Source organism: Schinkia azotoformans LMG 9581, from assembly GCF_000307855.1.
GTDB lineage: Bacteria > Bacillota > Bacilli > Bacillales > Bacillaceae_J > Schinkia > Schinkia azotoformans.
This window is the reverse complement of record NZ_AJLR01000121.1, coordinates 16236-36304: the sequence shown is the minus strand read 5'-3', so window position 1 is coordinate 36304 and position 20069 is coordinate 16236. Positions and strand designations below refer to the sequence as shown.

At 37.4% G+C, this 20069-nt stretch carries 21 protein-coding genes; 3 read left to right on the top strand and 18 right to left on the bottom strand.

Annotation, left to right across the window (positions count from 1 at the left end; translation table 11 throughout):
* Nucleotides 1-66 precede the first annotated feature (66 nt).
* From dnaK to gpr, 8 genes are all read right to left on the bottom strand, one after another.
* Nucleotides 67-1905, bottom strand: a complete 1839-nt coding sequence (gene dnaK, locus BAZO_RS14255; RefSeq protein WP_003332306.1) for a molecular chaperone DnaK — start codon at nucleotides 1903-1905, stop codon at nucleotides 67-69.
* A gap of 55 nt (nucleotides 1906-1960) precedes the next feature.
* The gene (gene grpE / locus BAZO_RS14250) at nucleotides 1961-2566 is read right to left on the bottom strand and encodes a nucleotide exchange factor GrpE (protein WP_003332305.1); all 606 of its coding nucleotides are present in this window, start codon (nucleotides 2564-2566) and stop codon (nucleotides 1961-1963) included.
* A 91-nt stretch (nucleotides 2567-2657) separates the two neighbouring features.
* On the bottom strand, nucleotides 2658-3692 hold the full coding sequence (hrcA, locus tag BAZO_RS14245) for a heat-inducible transcriptional repressor HrcA (protein ID WP_003332304.1): 1035 nt from the start codon (nucleotides 3690-3692) through the stop codon (nucleotides 2658-2660).
* 80 nt (nucleotides 3693-3772) lie between these two features.
* Nucleotides 3773-4912 carry a radical SAM family heme chaperone HemW gene (gene hemW, locus BAZO_RS14240; protein ID WP_039957611.1) on the bottom strand — a complete coding sequence of 380 codons (1140 nt, stop codon included), beginning with the start codon at nucleotides 4910-4912 and terminating at the stop codon, nucleotides 3773-3775.
* Between the two features lie 55 nt (nucleotides 4913-4967).
* Nucleotides 4968-6806 carry a translation elongation factor 4 gene (gene lepA, locus BAZO_RS14235; protein ID WP_039957603.1) on the bottom strand — a complete coding sequence of 613 codons (1839 nt, stop codon included), beginning with the start codon at nucleotides 6804-6806 and terminating at the stop codon, nucleotides 4968-4970.
* Between the two features lie 242 nt (nucleotides 6807-7048).
* Nucleotides 7049-7399: a YqxA family protein gene (locus BAZO_RS14230; protein ID WP_003332301.1), complete on the bottom strand. Its 351-nt coding sequence runs from the start codon at nucleotides 7397-7399 to the stop codon at nucleotides 7049-7051.
* A gap of 26 nt (nucleotides 7400-7425) precedes the next feature.
* Nucleotides 7426-8571, bottom strand: a complete 1146-nt coding sequence (spoIIP, locus tag BAZO_RS14225; RefSeq protein WP_039957610.1) for a stage II sporulation protein P — start codon at nucleotides 8569-8571, stop codon at nucleotides 7426-7428.
* A 105-nt stretch (nucleotides 8572-8676) separates the two neighbouring features.
* Nucleotides 8677-9795: a GPR endopeptidase gene (gene gpr / locus BAZO_RS14220; RefSeq protein ID WP_003332299.1), complete on the bottom strand. Its 1119-nt coding sequence runs from the start codon at nucleotides 9793-9795 to the stop codon at nucleotides 8677-8679.
* Between the two features lie 174 nt (nucleotides 9796-9969).
* Between gpr and rpsT the strand changes: the two genes are divergently transcribed.
* Nucleotides 9970-10236 carry a 30S ribosomal protein S20 gene (gene rpsT, locus BAZO_RS14215; protein WP_003332298.1) on the top strand — a complete coding sequence of 89 codons (267 nt, stop codon included), beginning with the start codon at nucleotides 9970-9972 and terminating at the stop codon, nucleotides 10234-10236.
* Nucleotides 10237-10366: 130 nt separating this feature from the next.
* Here rpsT and holA read toward each other — a convergent pair whose 3' ends face one another.
* Nucleotides 10367-11389, bottom strand: a complete 1023-nt coding sequence (holA, locus tag BAZO_RS14210; RefSeq protein ID WP_003332297.1) for a DNA polymerase III subunit delta — start codon at nucleotides 11387-11389, stop codon at nucleotides 10367-10369.
* Between the two features lie 318 nt (nucleotides 11390-11707).
* Here holA and BAZO_RS21835 point away from each other — a divergent pair, with 318 nt between their 5' ends.
* Nucleotides 11708-11839 (top strand): YqzM family protein, encoded by a 132-nt coding sequence (locus tag BAZO_RS21835; protein ID WP_003332296.1) that lies wholly within the window; start codon nucleotides 11708-11710, stop codon nucleotides 11837-11839.
* Nucleotides 11840-11938: 99 nt separating this feature from the next.
* On the opposite strand, the gene BAZO_RS14200 is transcribed toward BAZO_RS21835, so the two are convergent.
* The 3 genes from BAZO_RS14200 to BAZO_RS14190 all read right to left on the bottom strand — a co-directional run bounded on the left by BAZO_RS14200 (nucleotide 11939) and on the right by BAZO_RS14190 (nucleotide 15450).
* On the bottom strand, nucleotides 11939-14263 hold the full coding sequence (locus tag BAZO_RS14200; protein WP_003332295.1) for a DNA internalization-related competence protein ComEC/Rec2: 2325 nt from the start codon (nucleotides 14261-14263) through the stop codon (nucleotides 11939-11941).
* Nucleotides 14264-14287: 24 nt separating this feature from the next.
* Nucleotides 14288-14755, bottom strand: a complete 468-nt coding sequence (locus BAZO_RS14195) for a ComE operon protein 2 (protein ID WP_003332294.1) — start codon at nucleotides 14753-14755, stop codon at nucleotides 14288-14290.
* Between the two features lie 89 nt (nucleotides 14756-14844).
* Entirely contained in the window at nucleotides 14845-15450 is a 606-nt protein-coding gene (locus BAZO_RS14190) for a helix-hairpin-helix domain-containing protein (protein ID WP_003332293.1), read from the bottom strand.
* A gap of 96 nt (nucleotides 15451-15546) precedes the next feature.
* On the opposite strand from BAZO_RS14190, the gene comER reads away from it, so the two are divergent.
* The gene (comER, locus tag BAZO_RS14185; RefSeq protein WP_003332292.1) at nucleotides 15547-16374 is read left to right on the top strand and encodes a late competence protein ComER; all 828 of its coding nucleotides are present in this window, start codon (nucleotides 15547-15549) and stop codon (nucleotides 16372-16374) included.
* 76 nt (nucleotides 16375-16450) lie between these two features.
* On the opposite strand, the gene BAZO_RS14180 is transcribed toward comER, so the two are convergent.
* From BAZO_RS14180 to aroE, 6 genes are read right to left on the bottom strand one after another with little or no spacing between them, the layout of a single operon-like run.
* Nucleotides 16451-17191: a class I SAM-dependent DNA methyltransferase gene (locus BAZO_RS14180; RefSeq protein WP_003332290.1), complete on the bottom strand. Its 741-nt coding sequence runs from the start codon at nucleotides 17189-17191 to the stop codon at nucleotides 16451-16453.
* 3 nt (nucleotides 17192-17194) lie between these two features.
* Nucleotides 17195-17548, bottom strand: coding sequence for a ribosome silencing factor (gene rsfS / locus BAZO_RS14175; RefSeq protein WP_003332289.1), 354 nt, complete (start codon nucleotides 17546-17548; stop codon nucleotides 17195-17197).
* 32 nt (nucleotides 17549-17580) lie between these two features.
* Entirely contained in the window at nucleotides 17581-18141 is a 561-nt protein-coding gene (gene yqeK, locus BAZO_RS14170; protein ID WP_003332288.1) for a bis(5'-nucleosyl)-tetraphosphatase (symmetrical) YqeK, read from the bottom strand.
* Nucleotides 18092-18697: a nicotinate-nucleotide adenylyltransferase gene (locus BAZO_RS14165; RefSeq protein ID WP_039957602.1), complete on the bottom strand. Its 606-nt coding sequence runs from the start codon at nucleotides 18695-18697 to the stop codon at nucleotides 18092-18094. Before BAZO_RS14165 ends, yqeK begins: the two co-directional genes overlap by 50 nt.
* Nucleotides 18698-18717: 20 nt before the next feature.
* Nucleotides 18718-19008, bottom strand: coding sequence for a ribosome assembly RNA-binding protein YhbY (gene yhbY / locus BAZO_RS14160; RefSeq protein ID WP_003332286.1), 291 nt, complete (start codon nucleotides 19006-19008; stop codon nucleotides 18718-18720).
* The gene (gene aroE, locus BAZO_RS14155; RefSeq protein ID WP_003332285.1) at nucleotides 19009-19848 is read right to left on the bottom strand and encodes a shikimate dehydrogenase; all 840 of its coding nucleotides are present in this window, start codon (nucleotides 19846-19848) and stop codon (nucleotides 19009-19011) included.
* Nucleotides 19849-20069: the final 221 nt, after the last annotated feature.

Here is a 20069-nt window from a genome sequence, read left to right as displayed (position 1 = left end):
CCAAAGCCAAGGTAGCCCTGACTTTGACCGTTCAATCTTACGCTTAGACATACTTGGCGTATTCGTTTATTTCTTAGCTTCTTCCTCATTTACTTCAGTAAATTCTGCATCTACGACATTATCGTCTTTTGCGCCAGCCTCTGCACCTGCTTGGTTAGCCTGTGCTTCTTGTGCTGCTTGTTCATAAAGTTTTACTGAAAGCTGTTGGACAACTTCTTGTAATGTATCTTTTTTCGCACGCATTTCGTCTAGGTCATTCTTTTCGATTGCCTGTTTTAATGCATCTCTTGCTTCTTCGGCCTTCTTCTTGTCAGCCTCATCAACCTTGTCACCAAGATCTTTTAATGTTTTATCAGTGGCAAATACTAGCTGGTCTGCTTCATTGCGAAGTTCAGCTTCTTCTTTGCGCTTTTTATCAGCCTCAGCATTTGCTTCAGCTTCTTTAACCATTCTATCAATTTCATCATCAGATAAACTTGTTGATGATTGAATTGTGATGGATTGTGCTTTACCAGTACCTTTATCTGTCGCACGAACATTAACAATTCCATTCGCATCAATATCGAAGGAAACTTCGATTTGTGGAATTCCACGTGGTGCTGGTGGAATATCTGTTAATTGGAAACGGCCTAATGTTTTATTATCAGACGCCATCGGACGTTCCCCTTGAAGAACATGGATATCCACGGCTGTTTGGCTGTCGGCTGCTGTAGAGAAAATTTGTGACTTACTAGTTGGAATCGTTGTATTACGATCAATCAGCTTCGTAAATACACCACCCATAGTTTCAATACCTAATGAAAGTGGAGTTACGTCAAGTAATACGATGTCCTTCACATCACCAGTTAATACCCCACCTTGGATAGCAGCACCAAGTGCAACTACTTCATCAGGGTTTACACCCTTACTTGGTTCTTTACCAACTTCTTTTTTGATTGCTTCTACCACTGCTGGAATACGTGTAGAACCACCTACTAAAAGGACTTTATCAATTTCACTCTTCGAAACACCCGCATCTGAAATGGCTTGTCGTACTGGCCCCATAGTTCTGTCAACAAGGTGTGCAGATAGTTCTTCGAATTTAGCACGAGTTAAATTCATTTCTAAATGTAGAGGTCCAGCTTCACCTGCAGTAATAAATGGTAATGAAATTTGAGTAGAAGTCACTCCTGATAAATCTTTTTTCGCTTTTTCAGCAGCATCCTTTAAACGTTGCATTGCCATTTTATCTTTTGAAAGGTCAATGCCATTTTCTTTCTTAAATTCCGCTACTAAATAATCAATAACTACTTGGTCGAAATCGTCTCCACCAAGACGGTTATCCCCTGCTGTTGATTTTACTTCAAAGATACCGTCACCAAGCTCAAGGATGGATACGTCAAAAGTACCGCCACCAAGGTCATAAACTAAAATAGTATGGTTTTCATCTTCTTTATCAAGACCGTAAGCTAAAGCAGCAGCAGTCGGCTCGTTAATAATACGCTCAACTTCAAGACCTGCGATCTTACCAGCATCTTTAGTCGCTTGACGTTCTGCGTCGTTAAAGTAAGCAGGAACCGTAATAACGGCTCTTGTAACAGGCTCGCCTAAATATTGTTCTGCAGTTGATTTTAAATTTTGAAGAATAATCGCAGAAATTTCTTGTGGTGTATAGGCTTTGCCTTCAATTTCTTCAGTTTTGTAATTTGTGCCCATATGACGCTTAATTGATAAAATTGTATTCGGATTAGTAATAGATTGGCGTTTTGCCACCTCACCAACTTGACGTTCACCATTCTTAAAGGCAACAACAGATGGAGTCGTACGGTTTCCTTCTGGATTAGGAATTACTTTAGGCTCTCCACCTTCCATTACAGCGACACAAGAGTTTGTTGTTCCTAAATCGATACCAATAATTTTGCTCATAAAAATGTCCTCCTCAAATCTTCGAAATTTACTCTTCTATATATTCTACAATTGATTATTGATTAACTTTGACCATTGTAGGACGGATAACACGATCCTTCAAAATATATCCCTTTTGCAGTTCATCTACAACAATATTTGACTCATAATTACTATCTTCCACTTGCATTACAGCCTGATGGAAATTTGGGTCAAATTCCTTGCCAACAGCATCAATGATATCTAATCCTTCTGTTTTCAAAGCGTCAAGCAATTGACGGTATACCATTTCTACACCTTTGAGCAATTGTAATGTCTCCTCTTCCTTCGCTTCGATATTCAATGCTCGATCGAAATTATCAAGAGCCGGAAGAATATTTTCAATCAGGCTTTGGGCGCGGTATTTTGCTGCTGCTTCCTGGTCCAAACGAACCCTGCGGCGGAAGTTTTCAAAATCCGCTTGCAGCCGTAAAAGACGACTTTGTCTATCATCTAGCTCCTGCTGTAATCTTTGGATTTCCAATTGTTCTGGAGACACCTCGTTTACTTCCTCTTCTTGGATAGATTCCGCCTGATTATCTATATTTTGTTCAGTTGATTCAGTGACAGAATCATTATTTAGAGCAGCTTTTGCTACCTTTTCGTCATTTGCCTCTTCTTGCGAATAGTTTTTATTAACCATTCGTTTCACCTCCCGCAAACTAGCTTTTTTTATGTAAGTAGAAAAGCCTATAGAAGCTTTTCTATCAATCTTCCCTTTACCAATATGACCATTACTTTTCGTTTTGATACAAGGAAGTTAATGCCTTTGATAAATCTTGAGAAAAGATGTTTAACAACGTTATTACTCTTGCGTACTCCATTCTTGTTGGTCCCAATATTGCAATTGTCCCCATTGGTTCATTCCCTATTGAATAAGTAGCTGTTATAACGCTGCAATCCTGCATTTCCTGCATCTGATTTTCTTGACCAATTTTTACTGTGATTCCTGTACTCGTTGATTTAAACAAATTATAAATAACACTTTCTTGTTCGATAACTGATAACAGGGAACGAATCTTCCCGATATCATTAAACTCAGGCTGGGAGAACATATTCGTTTTCCCGCCATAAAAGACTTTTTCAGCCTTTGTATGACCGAACAAATTCGTTAATAATTCGAATACGCGGTTATGATCATAAAGATTCTTCTTAATAATCCCAACAAGTTCCTTTTGAACGCATTCTTGCAATTCGGCTATCGGACACCCCTTCAATTGCTCATTAAGAATATTAACAAGCTTTTCTAATTCTGAGGAGTCTAAACCATCTGGAAGTGACAAGGTGCGGTGCTCCACATGTCCTGTATCAGTTACGATAATGGCGACGACACTATCACGATTAAGTGGAATCATTTGAATTTGCTTTAATCGAGTTTCCATAAGTTCTGGGCCTAATACAATGGTAGTATAGTTTGTAAACTCAGAAAGAAGCTTTGCCGACTTTTTCGCAACCATTTCAATTTCATAAATTCTACTATCAAAAAGGGAGCGAATAGTCCCTATTTCCTCCTCATTTATCGATGATGGCGATAACAGGTGATCGACATAAAAACGATATCCCTTTTCAGAAGGAATGCGCCCTGAAGAAGTATGAGGCTTTTCGATAAAACCCATTTCCTCCAAGTCGGCCATGTCATTACGAATCGTTGCTGGACTAAATGAAATATCCTCTTTTTTGGCTATCGTTCTAGAGCCAACAGCTTGTGCAGAGCGAATAAAATCATCAATGATCACTTGCAAGATCAACAACTGGCGTTCTGTTAGCATAGTTTAATCACCTCTGTTAGCACTCATGTACGCCGAGTGCTAATTCTATATAATAAGTTACCAAAACCGAGTGTATATTGTCAACATAAAAAGGATTGGAATACTTCATTCCCTAAAAACAAACCTTTTCTAGTAAGTTTGATTGATTTCGGGCTTTCATCTAGCAATCCTTTCTCAACTTCGGTCATAATTTCATTGCCAAATACACTATTCAAATCCTTTCCAAACTTTTGATAGAATATCTCTTTTGAAACTCCTGAAGTTTTTCTTAACCCGAGAAATACCTCTTCCTCCATTCTTTCCCTCTCCGTTAGCACATTTTCTTCTATATAAGGAAAACCAGTTTCTTTTATTAATGAAATATATTGATTGAGCGGTGCAGCATTTGCCCTTCTAACTCCTTGTACATAGCTATGGGCCCCCGCTCCAATTCCAAAATATTCATCGTTGTTCCAATAAGTTAAATTATGTCTGCTCTCAAAACCGTGCTTTGAAAAATTACTAATTTCATACTGGTTATAGCCATGCGAAGCCATTTCATCCATCAAAACGGTGTACATTTCAACTTCTTCGTCCTCAGTCGGTAAATGCAGCTTTCCTTTTCTCTTCAAATTATAAAAAACTGTTTTTGGCTCTATTTGTAGGGAATAACCGGAAAAATGTTGGACGCCAAGCGATAATGCTTGTTTTAGCGTATCTTTAAAGCCTTCAACGGTTTGGCCCGGTAAGCTGTATATTAAATCGGCATTAATATTTTGAAAACCGATTTCTTTTGCTAAAGCAATCGTTTGAAAAACATCGACAGCCCGATGAGTCCGTCCAATTTTTTCTAATAATTCATCATCAAAAACCTGCACACCAAAGCTTAAACGATTCACACCTGCTTCAGCTAATAGGAGTAACTTATCCTTTGATAGATGACTGGGATTAGCTTCAAATGTAAATTCTATTTTTGGATTGATATATTTCCCAAAATGGTTATGGATTCCATTAAGAAAACGATCAAGCTGTTTGACTGTTAAGGAAGTAGGTGTACCACCGCCTACAAAAATGGTTTGTACCTCCTCGGTCCCAAATCTTGCAATGGATAGCTCCATTTCTTTTTCCATTGCCTTTAAATAGTCTTCCACCGGCTGATTCTTAATATAAAATTTATTGAAATCACAATAATGACAAATGTGCTCACAAAAGGGGATATGAAGATATACTGAATTAACCATCCAATCACTCTTTTCATTTAATTCGAAAAAAGGATGGCTATCAAAGCCACCCCGTCTATTTCTTACTATTATTATCATCCATACGTAGTACCGCCATGAACGCTTCCTGTGGTACTTCCACTGATCCTACTTGTTTCATGCGCTTTTTGCCTTCTTTTTGCTTTTCAAGTAGTTTACGTTTCCGTGAAATATCTCCACCGTAGCATTTTGCTAGAACGTTTTTACCTATTGACTTGATTGTTGATCTGGCAACAATTTTCGTACCAACTGCAGCCTGCACAGGCACTTCAAATTGCTGTCTTGGAATAAGCTCTTTCAGCTTTTCAACAATGACCTTGCCGCGATCATAAGCAAAGTCGCGATGGACGATAAATGATAAAGCATCGACTTGCTCACCGTTTAATAGAATATCCATTTTTACTAGTTTGGACTGTTTATATCCTATTAATTCATAGTCAAAGGAGGCGTATCCTTTTGTACTAGATTTTAAAATATCAAAGAAATCATAGACAATTTCTGAAAGTGGCAACTCATAAGTAATATTCACGCGATTTTCATCAAGATACTGCATATCAATAAAATTACCGCGCTTACTTTGACATAATTCCATAACAGACCCAACATAATCATTCGGAACCATTATTTTTGCTTTTACATAAGGTTCAAAAATTCCGGCAATACTTTGGGGATCCGGCATTTTTGACGGATTTTCAACAGTAATTTCTTCGCCATCCGTTAACTCTACTTTATAAATAACGCTTGGTGCTGTTGTAATTAAATCAATATTAAATTCCCGTTCGATCCGCTCTTGGATAATCTCCATATGAAGTAACCCTAAGAAGCCGCATCGGAAGCCAAATCCGAGCGCCTGAGATGTTTCTGCTTCAAATTGAAGGGAGGAATCGTTTAATTCTAATTTCTCAAGGGCTTCACGTAAGTCATTATAATCTTTAGAATCGATTGGGTATAGACCACAGAATACCATCGGATTTAGTTTACGATATCCCGGTAAAGCCTCAGGTGCCGGATTTCTTGCACTAGTAATGGTATCTCCGACTCTCGTATCACTAACATTCTTAATAGAGGCAGTCAAAAAGCCAACATCACCGACCGTTAATTCATCTCTTGGTACGGCCTTTGGAGTGAATACACCAACTTCATTTACCTCAAACTCTTTACCTGTCGCTATCATTCTGATTTTATCGCCGACTTTTACAGTTCCATCAACAACGCGGATATATGTAATAACCCCGCGGTAGGAATCATATAGAGAATCGAAAATCAATGCCGTGAGCGGCGCATCCGGGTCGCCCGCTGGAGCCGGAACTTTTTCAACAATTTGCTCTAAAATATCCTCTATTCCAATTCCGGCTTTCGCTGAAGCAAGAACAGCGTCAGAGGCATCGAGTCCAATTACATCTTCAATTTCCTGGCGAACCCGCTCTGGGTCAGCACTTGGTAAATCAATTTTATTAATTACCGGTAAAATCTCAAGGTCGTTATCCAGCGCTAAATAAACATTTGCTAATGTTTGCGCTTCAATTCCCTGCGCTGCATCAACGACTAGAATAGCACCTTCACATGCAGCTAAACTTCTTGATACCTCATAAGTAAAGTCAACATGTCCAGGGGTATCTATTAGGTGAAGAATATATTCGTTGCCATCTTTCGCTTTATATAATAATTGAACGGCATTTAACTTAATTGTAATACCGCGTTCCCGTTCTAAATCCATAGCGTCGAGAATCTGCTCTTTCATCTCACGTTGTGAAACTGTACTAGTCTTTTCTAGTATCCGGTCTGCTAATGTTGATTTCCCATGATCGATATGAGCAATAATAGAAAAGTTACGAATCCGTTTTTGACGCTCATGTCTAGTTTCTTTATTCATCAAATAACCACTCCTACTAATGTGAGCCAATATATCAAATGCGCCTTGGCGTATTTGTGCCCAGATTTTTTCGAGTTTACTTGAAAAACTACCTTTGAAAATCTGAGGCATCCGCCGGAGGCTTAACTTTATTCTCTAGAATAAAGTTAAACTGAAGATGATTATAACAATATCTTAAAAAGTATTCAATTAGAAATGCGAAAGGCACGAGGACTTCTTTCCTCATGCCTTTCTGATTGCCTTACTTATGATAAAGCTTTATCCAAGGAACTAACGACTAGATTGGTAAGTTGTTGAAATATGATTGATAACATATCACCGAGCCTACTGCCTAAATTAGAGAGGAAGTGAAATGCCTTCATTTCTTCTAATTTTTTTTGTTTTTCTTCGATATCATGTGCTGTAATTTCTTGACCGAGCACAGCTGCTTCAACTTCACCAGCCTCAGTTTTCTTTAAATGAAAGGCCCCACCAAACGTTTTATCATCGAAGCCCTTCATCTGTAAAAGCCCTTCATTCGCTTGCTGCATCCCGAGAAGAACACCGAAAAATAATGTAATTACTAAAAGAAAAAATTTCAATATAAACTTTTTCATCGTAGATCCCTTCTGTTCATTAACATTTAGCCATTAACTTCTTCGGCTTGCCAATAATATTCGCTAAATATTTCAGCAATTGCTTCCACTGTGCGGTATACCTCTTCTAATGAGTTTTCCGGACCCCCCATTTCAATTAAAATAGCATTTTCAGACAAGTCTTGATTGAATTTCCCATTCGTTCCTTCACCTTGTTTTTTCGTAACACCTCGACTTAAGCCTGGGTATTCCTTCTCTAATAAGTTATGCAAATCTGTAGCCATTTTTAGATTTTGTTCGTACTTCGCATGTTCTCCACCAATGATAAAAATCGTTCTCGCATAATCTTTCCCATTAATTTTTGTCGTCGTTATTTTATGTGGCTGTGAATCACGATGAATGTCGATAAAGTATCTTAAATCACGATTATTGGCCATCGCATCTTTAACCACTGGTCTTGAGACCTCATAGGACTTAGAATAGTTCAATCCTTTATCAGATAAAAGCTTCGTAATATCAGTTCCTTCAAATTGAGTACCAATTCCTCTATTTTCTAATTCTTTGCTAAGTTTTTCAGCCACAGTCATTACATTCGCTTCATGCGAGTAGGCTTCAGATACTTTTGTACCTTCAGGCAAGTGTGGTAAGTATGATTCCCTTGAATGAGTTGTATAAATATAAACAACTTTTTTGCCATTTGTCGTCATTGTTGGAGGATTTATATTTTTTGACTCATCCAATTTTTCCAAGCTTTCGATGGAGGCTTCCCGTTCCTGTAAAAGCACCTCCATTGGCGGTGACGATTCAATTGGCATATTCGTATAATTTGTGCCTTGCCCGGCTACGATAATCTCCCCATCAAATAGTGAAAATCCTGGCAGTTCTCTACCAAGCAAACTCCGCGGATCATTAGGGTTGATACTCGTAGCTAATTCAAAGAAAAGAGTGCTAAGGCTAATGGGCGTTCGTTCTGTTTCTTCAAACGCCTGTTTAAAATATTGATTTTCAAAGCCTAGCAAATGAATATAGGCCGTTGTATCTAATTGTTTACTCCATTCATTAATAGATGACGATGATATTCTTAACTCAGGCTTAAGAGCCGTAAGCATGCCAGCAATAACAAACATAACCATCATCGATATCGTAACCATTATAATTGGTTTGATAATTGTGTTCCCATTAAACGAAATCATTAAATTACGCAAGCGCAAACTCTCTCACCCTCCCAAAGCTTCTCTACTAACATTTATGCCCAAGCTTTGAGAGATAGAACCTACAATTTAGTAGTTTAGATATGTTTAATGGGTGTAAGAACCAATATTATCTTGATCAACTTCATAGTGAAGGGCCGCATTCAAACCAGCTGCAACGACATTCGCCATATCCTCGATAAAGACATCAACTTCCTTTGGCGTTACCATTAAATTATGACCAAGCGGTGCGAGTACCTCATGGATTAATTTCCGTTTTTCCTCATCAGGAAGTGTACCGACTAAGCCAAGAAATGAGCGTTTTTCCTCATCCCCAGGCAAATCTTCATCGGTGAGTACTTTTTTCTCACCAAATGTTAAGCTAGCCGGTGCCAGTCTTCTACTAGGCTTATCGCCTTCCTTAAGCTCCCGTCCAAAATGCTTTAAAATAAAATCAATCGTATCGCTAGTAATCGATACAGCGTCTACAACGGTTGGAATTCCAATCGCAATTACAGGTATCCCCAATGATTCTTTACTTAATTCTTTACGTTTATTTCCAACACCAGAACCAGGGTGAATTCCTGTATCAGAAATTTGAATCGTTGCATTCACACGTTCAAGAGATCTTGCTGCCAATGCATCAATTGCGATCACAAAATCCGGCTTTGTCTTTTCGATTACGCCATAAATAATATCACTAGTTTCAATTCCAGTAATCCCCATTACACCTGGAGCTATCGCGCTCACAGAACGGAAGCCCTCCTCTACAGTTTCAGGCTGTAATGCAAATAAATGTCTCGTTACAAGCAGATTTTCAACACAAATTGGTCCAAGGGCATCAGGCGTAACGTTCCAGTTGCCCAATCCAACCACAAGACAGCTGTCCTTATCTTTAATACCAATTTGTTTCATAAATTCACTAAATTCCCTAGCGAAAACTTGTTGTACTTCATCCTGGAGCTCCGTATCCTGCTGTCTAATTCCCTGAACCTCTAATGTCAAATAGTTTCCCGGCTTTTTCCCTACCGTTGTTGCTCCTAATTCAGTTATTTCTACTTTCGAGATTTTTACATTTCCTACCTTTCGTTCTTTAACGATGACTCCTTCTATAGAAGATAAATTGGCATCCTGCTTTTTTTTCTCGTCTACAACCATTTCATGTGCTTCAATAGCCAAATCTGTTCGAACATTATATTTTGATAAATCAAGAGATTGTTGCTCCATCGCTAGTTCCCCCTCATTCTATTAGGTACTGTTAAAATTTAGCTTTTCCCAATTAAAAATAAACATGCATCAAATACTTTTAAGCTCAGAAAGTATTGCATTACCCCATTCATTTTGATAAAATATTGTTTGTTCTATGTGAAGCCGTTATCGGCTTATCAGGAGGTGAAAGGAATGCCAAATATTAAATCTGCTATTAAACGTGTAAAAGTTAACGAAGGACGTCGTGCTCAGAACATCTCTGTTAAATCTGACATGCGTACAGCGGTTAAAAAAGTTGAAACGCTTGTTGTTAATAACGATGTAGAAACTGCAAAGAGCGCACTTATTACAGCTACTAAAAAGCTTGATAAAGCTGCTCGCAAAGGTCTTATCCATAAAAATACTGCGGCTCGTCAAAAATCTCGTTTAGCTAAAAAATTAAACGAATTAAATGCATAATCGTGCCGATTTTAGAAAAACACGAAATTTGCCCATAATGGCAAATTTCGATGTCTTTTCTTATACTGATATCTAAAAGTTTTAATTAAAATCAGTGAAAAAAGAAGCGTCTTAAACGCTTCTTTTTTTATTATTTATTCAATTGGAGAATAAACAGCTCTATTAACAGCTTTTTATCCATTTTTCCCGTTTTCATTTTATAATCCATTTCCGCCAGATCATTCATTATTTTTTGCAGCTCACCTTCGCTAAATTTAGCAGCCTGATCTCCAGCGAGTTTTACTCGGTATGGGTGCACCTTTAAATAAGTCCCTGTTTGATTTTGGCCATAGCCTCTTTTATATAGCTCTTTTACTTGATATATTAGGCGAAACTGTCCTGCTAATAGTGATAGGATTTTAATAGGTTCTTCTTTTTGTTCTAGTAAATCATAGAAAAACAATAATGCATCCCGGGTTCTCCTTTTTACAATCATATCTATCAGAGCAAAGACATTTTGTTCTAACGTTCTTGGAACTAGATTACGGATGACAGAAGAATCAATTCTAGTATCTTCACCAATATAAAGGACCAATTTTTCTACTTCATTTGCGAGCAGCATTAATTTAGGTCCAACTAACTGAAGGAGTAAATGAATAGCTTCCTCATCTATTTCTTTATCTGCTTCAGTTACTTTATTTTTTATCCATGTACTAATTGCTTTATCATCCATTAAAGAGGTCTGTATGACTTCGCCATTCTTCTTTAGCAGCTTAACAATTTTTTTTCGCTCATCTAGTTTGTCATAATTGCCGGTGAAAATGACAATAGCGTCAGGCGATGGGGAGTCCAAATATTGCTCAAGCCTTTTAAGGTCATGCTCTACCTTCGTTTTATCTTTGTTGCCAGTGAAAAAAACTGGGTCCTTAATAAGAACTACTCGTTTTTCTCCCATAAACGGCAATGTTTCAGCATCTTCAACCGCTACATCGATTGGAACCTCATTCATATCGAATACAGATAAATTGAATTCCCTTTCTTCGAATGACAACGCTGAGTTTATAATTAAGTTGACAGCTTCCTCGATTAAAAATTCTTCTTGCCCATAAAGAACATATATAGGTGCCATTTTATTTTGTTTTATTTTTTTATGTATTTCTTGTAATGCATTCATTAAAGTTCACCTCGAAGATCTTCACATACTTATATGCTAGACGGAAGATGTCGATTTGACAAGAAAATTGAGGTAAAAATACTTGAGAGGAGTTGAAATATTCAACCCCTCTCTTTATAATAAACGTTGAACAGTAAGCCCCGGGATAACTTAACATCCAACGATTGTAACCGTAAACTTATAATGCACCAAAATGTGATAACCTATAGGTGACAACTCTTGTCACTTTAGGAAAAACAAATTATGACTTTTCCTTAATGGAGTAGATTTTTTTCATATATTAGCTTATACTAAAATTGTCAAATGGGAGGGATTCTAGTGAACGTATTTGAAAAAGATGTCCAAAGCAAAAGAAATGATGCTATTGATTCTGGTATGGGTTTCATCTTTTCCTTTGTATTTTTCGCACTAATATTTACTATCGGTACTGTTATTAAGCTTGTAGGATAACAAGGTAACAAGTACATACATTCTTTTTTGAAGGAAGGGGACTGCAATTATATGGCAGTCCTTTTTCTTTGTCCGCTGGATTTTTACTATTAATCTATACTATGGCAGCAGCCATTTAAAGGTTCCTTTATTCCCATTAAATTTATAACAAATTGCACCATTTTCATCCGTTCTGAAAATCATAATATGTTGTTTTTCTAATAATTCAATGACTTTCGGATGTGGATGTCCGAAACGATTATTTTTCCCGACAGAAATGAGGGCAACATTTGGATTTACTTGCCGAACAAAAGATTTTGAGGTAGACGTCAAGCTGCCATGATGTCCAATTTTTAAAACATCAGCTTTGATATTTGGATACTGTTCTAATAAATTCCGCTCACCTTTTTCTTCCAAATCTCCGGTAAATAGCCAGCGCTTCCCCCCTAAAGCAGTGTAGAGCACGATGGATCGATCATTTTTATTGTCTTCTTTTCCACTTGGACCAACAACATAAAATACAAAACGACCTATTCTCCATGAATCTCCTTTTTTCACCGCTTTCAATGTAATTTTTTTCTTTTCAATTAAAGTATGCAATGCCCTTTCCTCTTCGTTTTTGCTATTTGCAAAATCCACTGTACTTACAAGGATTTCTTTTACCTTAAAATTTTGAATAACAGCTTCGGTTCCGCCGATATGGTCAAGATCACCATGTGTTAATATTAATTTATCTATTGTTCGAATCCCTTTAGCTTTTAACAAAGGGGTTATAATATCTTCACCGACCTCAAATGGGTTTTTCCTTTTTTGCCAGTCCTCCTTTGAAAAGGAAATTACACCGCCAGTATCAATAAGGTAGACTGCTTTACGATAAGGAAGTTCGATTAAAATACTATCCCCTTGTCCAACATCAATCATCGTTACTTTTCCCTCATTTAGTAAAAAAGGCGAAACCCAATGATAGCTGGAAACTAAAAGCAGAAAAGCTACACCTTTTTGAAGACTTGCCTTTTGGTTCTTATTTTCCCAAGTAATACAAAAATAAATAATCGCAACATAATAAATGAGGAAGAGCCCTCTCGATGGCTTACCAAAGATTAACGTAAAAGCCGAAACCTTCTCTGTCTGTTCAAGTAATAAATCTGAATAATCGAGAATAGAGGACAGGACCATAATCGGAATTGAAGCAAGCGGTTCATATAGATGACTTGCAATAAAAGAAATAATCGAAAGTGGAAGTATGATGACGGACATTAACGGGACATAAATAAAATTCAACGGCAAGCTTAATACGGAAATTTCAAAGTTATAATTTAGGATTAAAGGCAGGGCACAAATTTGTGCAATCATTGTTACGGCAACAAGCTGTTTCCAGTAGCTATTATAAGCAGAAATGATCGTAGCAGAGGATAAAATTAAAAACAAACTAACTAAAAATGAAAGTTGGAAGCCGATATCAGTTATATAGTAGGGGTCAATACTAACCATGATGAGAAAAACAATACTAAGTACATCCAATGGCAAAAATTTCATCCTAAATTGAATGGCGATCATCACAACCATTGCTGCTAAACAAGCCCTAGCAACTGACGGAGTACCACCGGCGATAACCATATAAAAAGGCAACGCAATAAAAAGCAGTAAAAATGTCCGCTCCCTCGTAACTCCAATTCGAACTAAAGTATAAAAAGTAACTGCTACAATCAGAACGACATGGGAACCGGAAATTGCCAACAGATGGATAAGTCCAAATTGTTGAAAGTTATCCTCCACAGCTTGATGTATTTCATTTCTTTCTCCAAAAATTAAAGCTTGTACAAAACCAACTGTATTTCCTGGAAAATGATTCTTTATGTATAAAAGCTCGGCGGACCTCCATTTTTGCAGGGAATATTTCAATGAGGAGGATGGCTGGCATTGCGCGGACTTTAATGAATCGGGTGTAAATATCCAATGGATCTGTTTATTGTATAAATACTTTCGATAATCAAAGGCCATAAAATTCCTAGCCTCTTCCGGTGTTGACAATGTACCCCACAGCTTGCAATCCATGCCAACTTGTAATTGTTGTTGAAGTTGATTTTTTTCTTGCTCTGTTTTAATTCGATAAGATAATTGGAGCTTTTCTTTTGAGGGAAGCTGAAGGATTAGTGTTAACCTGTCTCCGTCCACTTTTGGAATGGACTTAATCGTACCTGAAAGTTTTTTTTCAGTTCCTCTTAATGTTGATCCATTATGTTCGTCAACCCATTGAAACCAAACGGCAAATAAACAAGTGGTAAAGGCGCAAATCAAAAATAATTTTAACTGCCAGTTATGTTTATAGATCAGCCAAATCAAATAAACGAGACTGCTTATGATTGTGAATAAATGAAAGCGAAAGTAGGCAGCCATAATCCCAAGGGCTGCAGCAAAAGCTACGAATATCCATTTCCCTCTCAAGTAAGGCCACCTCGCTCTTTCACTTTATTTCTTTCCTCCAAAATCTTGAAAATACGTTGTTATATCTTCCAGTTCGACCTTTTGGACTTTAACATTGGCCTTTTCAAGTATTTCAATTGCATACGGGTGATTTTTATAATCTTCAGCATAGTATAGAGCTTTAATTCCGCTTTGAATAATCGCTTTCGTACAGTGGACACATGGAAAATGGGTTACATAAATTTCCGCTCCATCCGTTTGAACGCCGAACTTGGCGCATTGTAAGATTGCATTGACTTCGGCATGAATAGTTCGGATGCAATGGTTATCAATTACATAACAGCCATCATCAATGCAATGTGTCTGTCCTGTAACTGAGCCATTATACCCCCCAGCAATAATTCGCTTGTCCCTTACAATCGTTGCTCCAACACGTAACCGTGTGCATGTACTTCGTAATGCTAATAAATGGCTTTGCGCCATAAAATACTGATTCCAAGAAATACGATTCACTAGTAAATCTCCCTTCCAAATAAAACAATGTGCTATTTTATTGTAGCCACGAAAAAAGTGGCTCGTCAATGTATTTCTGTATTAATATTTTAACGAACCTTAATCTGATCCTTTAGTTTCTCAAACGATTTAGCACCGATTCCCGATACATTAACAATATCTTCAATTTCCTTAAATGGACCATTCTGTTCCCGGAAGGTGATAATACTCGCTGCCTTAGCTACCCCAATTCCAGGTAAGCTTTCCAATTCACTTGGGGTGGCTGTATTAATATTAATCTTACCGTCATCAACTTCATTTGCAGGTAATCCAATATCATTAACTATAACCTCACCGATCACAGGGATATAGAGTACCATTTCGTCCGTTACACGGGCTGCCAAGTTAATTTTTATTTGATCAGCGTCAGTCTGAAACCCTCCTGCCATTTGGATTGCATCCAGTACCCTTTTCCCATCTTCAAGCTTATACACACCCGGTTTCACCACAGCTCCTTTAATGTCAATATACACAATCGAAGGCTTCGGCTTTTCCGGAATGGGTGCGACCTCTTCTTTTTCCAATTCAGCCATTGTTGTGATTTCCTCTGTTTTGTCATTACGATCATAAAGCTTAATGAAAAGAAATAGAATAAACACAAATATGATAACCGCAATAATAGTAATTCTTTTTTTATCAATAATAATTTGAGCCATTTTATCGCCCCATTCGTAATTTAGAAATCAATCATATTTAATCTTCCTGAATCATAAGCATTAGTAGAGTATTGTTTGCAAAGAGGGGGGAAAATTGTGAACATAGGAGTTATCGGGACTGGAAACATGGGCAAAATCCTTATTGAAGCATTTCTTAAATCCTCCGCCGTAAACGAAGAGAATTTATATATTATGAATCGAACAAAAACAAAAGCTGAACAATTAAAAAGCGAATTTCCAAATATTCATGTTGTTGATTCTCCCGAGGATATTGTTAAAAGCTCTGAATATATCTTTTTATGTATTAAACCATTGGATATTTATCCATTGCTTAAAGGATTGGCACCGTTATTAAAGAAAGAGCAATGTATTGTATCGATAACAAGTCCAATAAGCGTTGAACAATTAGAGTCGATTGTACCATGTGCGGCTATCAGGGTAATACCGAGTATTAATAACCGAGTTTTGTGCGGAACTTCTTTACTTTCCTCTGGAAAACATTGTCCAGCACACCATCAAGCATTCATTGAACAAATCATGACGAAAATTTCGACACCGGTCACCATCGAGGAAAATATAACAAGAGTTGCTTCGGATATTACGAGCTGTGGACCTGCCTTTTTTACCTATTTACTCCGTAATTTCATCAATGCAGCTGTAGTGGAGACTGAGATCACAAGGGAACAAGCCACATTATTAGCCAGTAAAATGATTATCGGATTAGGTCAATTAATTGAGCAGGAAGTATACACACTGGAAACATTGCAAGAAAAAGTATGTGTAAAAGGTGGGATTACCGGCGAAGGGATTAAAGTCCTCGAAGATGAAATTGGAGCCATGTTTAATCATTTATTCCAACAAACACATGCCAAATTTAAGCATGAAAAAGAAAAGGTTAATGAACAATTTTGCATAAAGGACTAATTCGCTATAAATCTACAAAATCCTGCTAAATAAAGAAATAAATTAGAAAAAAACCGAAGGAAGCATCCCTCGGTTTTTATTTCTTTTTTAAAGTGAAAAAGATTCTCTGCGAATTTTCTGCTGGTTTCTCCTCAGAAAAATCCGCTGAAATCTCCAATAATTCAAAACCTGCTTTTTCCAGCCATTGTTGATAATAATTAATCGGAAATGTTCGCTGATAATGGACTTCATCATATCTATGATAAATATCATTATCCTTTACGAAAAAGGTCAATTCATGCTCCACTGAATGCGGTTGTTCCCCGGCAAAGCAATTCCAAATGTACGATATCTCTTCTTCATTACTGCTATAGCTTTCGCCTATAAAAATATTGTCCATTTTATAGATTGAATGAACATCAAATAAGAAAAGTCCACCTGGAAGCAGTTGGTCATAAATTTTTCTAAAAGTTAGTTCAACATCTTGTTCTGTTTTTAAATAATTTAGAGAATCGCAAAATACACCAATTACATCAAAAGGTTCAAACCCTTCCAACTCCTTCATATCCTGCTGAAAAAAGGCTATTTGAACACTCGCTTCCATTGATTTTGCATGGGCTATTGCTAACATTTCTTCAGATAAATCAATTCCGGTGACATTATACCCTTGAATTGCGAGCGGTATCGACAACGTACCAGTGCCACAGCCAAGGTCTAATAGACGTTTGCCCCCATTCCCATACTTCGTAATATTTTTCATTATGAATTGCAGCCAATCTTCATAGGGGGCATCCATCATTAGTTCATCGTAAAGAAGCGCAAAATGCTGGTACGACATATTTTAAACCAATCTTTCCTGAATATTGACTCTTGGAGCATCTCCCCACAGGCGTTCTAGATTATAATAAATTCTTTCATCTCGATGGAAAATATGTACAATAACGTCACCTAGGTCACAAAGCACCCAACGTGCTTCATCAAAGCCTTCTAATCTTTTAATGCTAATATCATTTTCCAATGCTTTATCTTTAACTTCCCGTGCAATTGCCTGGACCTGCTTCTCAGAATTTCCATGACAAATAATAAAATAATCCGCAACAAGAGAAACGCCCCGCATATCCAATACGGTTATTTCCTCTGCCCTTTTATCATCTGCAGCCTTGGCTGTAATTAACACAATATCCTTTTCACTCATTTAATTCCAATTCCTCCTTAAGATGTTTATGATTATTGACATCTTATAAGTGTATTATAAGTTTCTAATGTATCCGGATAAATGGGTTGCTTTTTATCCAACAAAAACTTGATTGTATTTCTTAGCGCCATAACAACGGCCTCATTTAAATTTTCAAAAGCAACTTTGCGAACGTCGTCTACACCAGGAAACTTTCTTCCCGGTTCAATATAATCTGCCAAGAAAACTATTTTATCCAACATATTCATATCCTTGTTTCCGGTTGTATGAAACCGAATTGCCTGCAATATATCCTCATCGAGAATTCCAGCTTCTGTACGTACAAGATAAGCGCCAACCGGTGCATGCCACAGCTCTGAATGGTATTCTAATAGTTGTTTAGGCATATTTTCATCGATTATGATTTTTCTCATTTCCTCTTTCGAACGAAACTTTGCATAATCGTGAAAGATGGCAGCAAGCTCAGCCTTCCTACTGTCCACTCCATATTTTTCGGCTAACTGAACGGCTGTCTCCATCACACCTACCGTATGCTCATACCGTTTATCTGTCAGCTGTTCTTTTACAAGGGCTAATGCTTTCGCTCGATCCATAAAGATTTTTCTCCTCTATATATTCTCTAACAGCATCTGGTAAAAAGTATTTTGTATTTTGATTATTTTTAAAACGACGCCGAAGTTCAGAAGAAGACATATCAAACTGGGGTACTTCCACTTCAATTACATTGTATCTTGAAACAATTTTAAATTTCGGACGTTTCACACCTACAAAATGAACATCATGAACGAGCTCATCAATCCGATACCATTTTGGTAAATATTCCACCATATCAGCTCCAATGATGAAATAGAATTCCGCATTTGGGTACTTTTCCTTTAGAATGGCAATTGTATCATATGTATAGGATGGACCTGAACGTTCAAATTCGATTGGCTGCAGTTTAAAGCATTCATTATCGGCAATAGCCAATTTTACCATCTCGAGGCGATCCTCACCTCTTGATTTAGCATCTGCTTTATGGGGTGGAGTATTAGTTGGCATAAACCAAACCTCATTTAACTGCAATGAAGATAATACTTCCTGGGCAATAATTAAATGTCCATTGTGCGGGGGGTCAAAAGTACCACCTAATATCCCAACCTTCATCACAAACCAATCCCTTCATTGTTTTAAGGAAGACTTATTTGCTTATGTTCAATCGATTCCTTGTAAAGAACAATTGTATTTCCAATAATTTGGACGAGCTCTGCCTTTGCGCCTTTTGCTAAACTTTCGGCAACCTCATCACGGTCAAATTCACAGTTTTGTAAAACACTTACTTTAATTAATTCACGGGCCTCAAGTGCTTCCCCAATTTGTTTAATCATGTTTTCATTCACGCCACCCTTTCCAACCTGGAAAATTGGATTTAAGTGATGTGCTTTAGATCGTAAAAAACGTTTTTGTTTTCCTGTTAACATTTATTCGTTTCCTCCCAATTGCTTCATTACAATTTGTTCCATTCGGTTATAATCCGGTTTTTCCTTTGTCCACATTTCAAAAGCCAATGCACCCTGTCCTACGAACATCCCTATACCATTTTGTGTAACGGCTCCTGCTATTTTTCCTTCTTTTAACCATTTTGTTTCTAAAGGATTATAAATAATATCACTTAGAATTGTTCCAGGCTGCATATTTGTCAGTTGCAGTGGAAGCTCTTCTATTTTGGGACTCATTCCAACAGAAGTGGTATTTATAATAATTTGATATTCCGCTAAATTTTTTTCAGCTTCCTTTATAGACCTTGCATTAGACTGAACCCGATAAGGGTTATTGGAGATTAGCTCTTCTGCTTTTTCGACCGTTCTATTGGCTATATCAATTGCATTAGCCCCCATCCGGGCCAATGTCACAAAAACGCCTCTAGCTGCACCCCCAGCGCCAACGATCAACATTTTTTTGTTAAGAAAATCTGCACCTGCAATAGTTTGAAGTGAAACAGCAAACCCTTTACCATCCGTATTATAGCCGTATAGTTTACCATCCCGATTCACAACTGTATTGACAGCTCCAATTTGCAACGCTTCTTCGTCGATTTCATCTAAATATTTCATTATTTCAACCTTATGTGGAATCGTCACATTAAATCCAGATAACCCTAATGCCTTAATTCCGTTCACGGCATTTTCTAATTCATTAGGATGAACATCAAATGCATGGTAATAACAGTCCAATCCTAAAAAAGAAAATTGGTCATTATGCATAATCGGTGACATCGAATGCCCTACCGGATGCCCTAATAATCCAAATAACTTCCCCATTTCTCTCCCCCGTTTCTACTATCAAATGCTGAATTATAAAGATCAAATACGCCTTGGCGTATTTGCGCCCGGATTTTTTCGAGCTTGCTCGAAAAACTACCTCTGAAAATCCGTGGCATCCGCCGGAGGCTTTAACTTTATTCGGAAAGGGTTTGCACACCCACTGAATGGAGTACTACATTTCATTAATCCCACCACTTTAGGGAGTAGTCACTTCTTCT

Excerpts from the sequence above, each read along its gene's own strand:
- dnaK (WP_003332306.1), bottom strand. The coding sequence starts at position 1,905 with ATGAGCAAAATTATTGGTATCGATTTAGGAACAACAAACTCTTGTGTC.
- grpE (WP_003332305.1), bottom strand. The coding sequence starts at position 2,566 with ATGGTTAATAAAAACTATTCGCAAGAAGAGGCAAATGACGAAAAGGTA.
- hrcA (WP_003332304.1), bottom strand. The coding sequence starts at position 3,692 with ATGCTAACAGAACGCCAGTTGTTGATCTTGCAAGTGATCATTGATGAT.
- hemW (WP_039957611.1), bottom strand. The coding sequence starts at position 4,912 with ATGGTTAATTCAGTATATCTTCATATCCCCTTTTGTGAGCACATTTGT.
- BAZO_RS14230 (WP_003332301.1), bottom strand. The coding sequence starts at position 7,399 with ATGAAAAAGTTTATATTGAAATTTTTTCTTTTAGTAATTACATTATTT.
- spoIIP (WP_039957610.1), bottom strand. The coding sequence starts at position 8,571 with ATGATTTCGTTTAATGGGAACACAATTATCAAACCAATTATAATGGTT.
- gpr (WP_003332299.1), bottom strand. The coding sequence starts at position 9,795 with ATGGAGCAACAATCTCTTGATTTATCAAAATATAATGTTCGAACAGAT.
- rpsT (WP_003332298.1), top strand. The coding sequence starts at position 9,970 with ATGCCAAATATTAAATCTGCTATTAAACGTGTAAAAGTTAACGAAGGA.
- holA (WP_003332297.1), bottom strand. The coding sequence starts at position 11,389 with ATGAATGCATTACAAGAAATACATAAAAAAATAAAACAAAATAAAATG.
- BAZO_RS14190 (WP_003332293.1), bottom strand. The coding sequence starts at position 15,450 with ATGGCTCAAATTATTATTGATAAAAAAAGAATTACTATTATTGCGGTT.
- BAZO_RS14180 (WP_003332290.1), bottom strand. The coding sequence starts at position 17,191 with ATGTCGTACCAGCATTTTGCGCTTCTTTACGATGAACTAATGATGGAT.
- rsfS (WP_003332289.1), bottom strand. The coding sequence starts at position 17,548 with ATGAGTGAAAAGGATATTGTGTTAATTACAGCCAAGGCTGCAGATGAT.
- yqeK (WP_003332288.1), bottom strand. The coding sequence starts at position 18,141 with ATGGATCGAGCGAAAGCATTAGCCCTTGTAAAAGAACAGCTGACAGAT.
- yhbY (WP_003332286.1), bottom strand. The coding sequence starts at position 19,008 with ATGTTAACAGGAAAACAAAAACGTTTTTTACGATCTAAAGCACATCAC.
- aroE (WP_003332285.1), bottom strand. The coding sequence starts at position 19,848 with ATGGGGAAGTTATTTGGATTATTAGGGCATCCGGTAGGGCATTCGATG.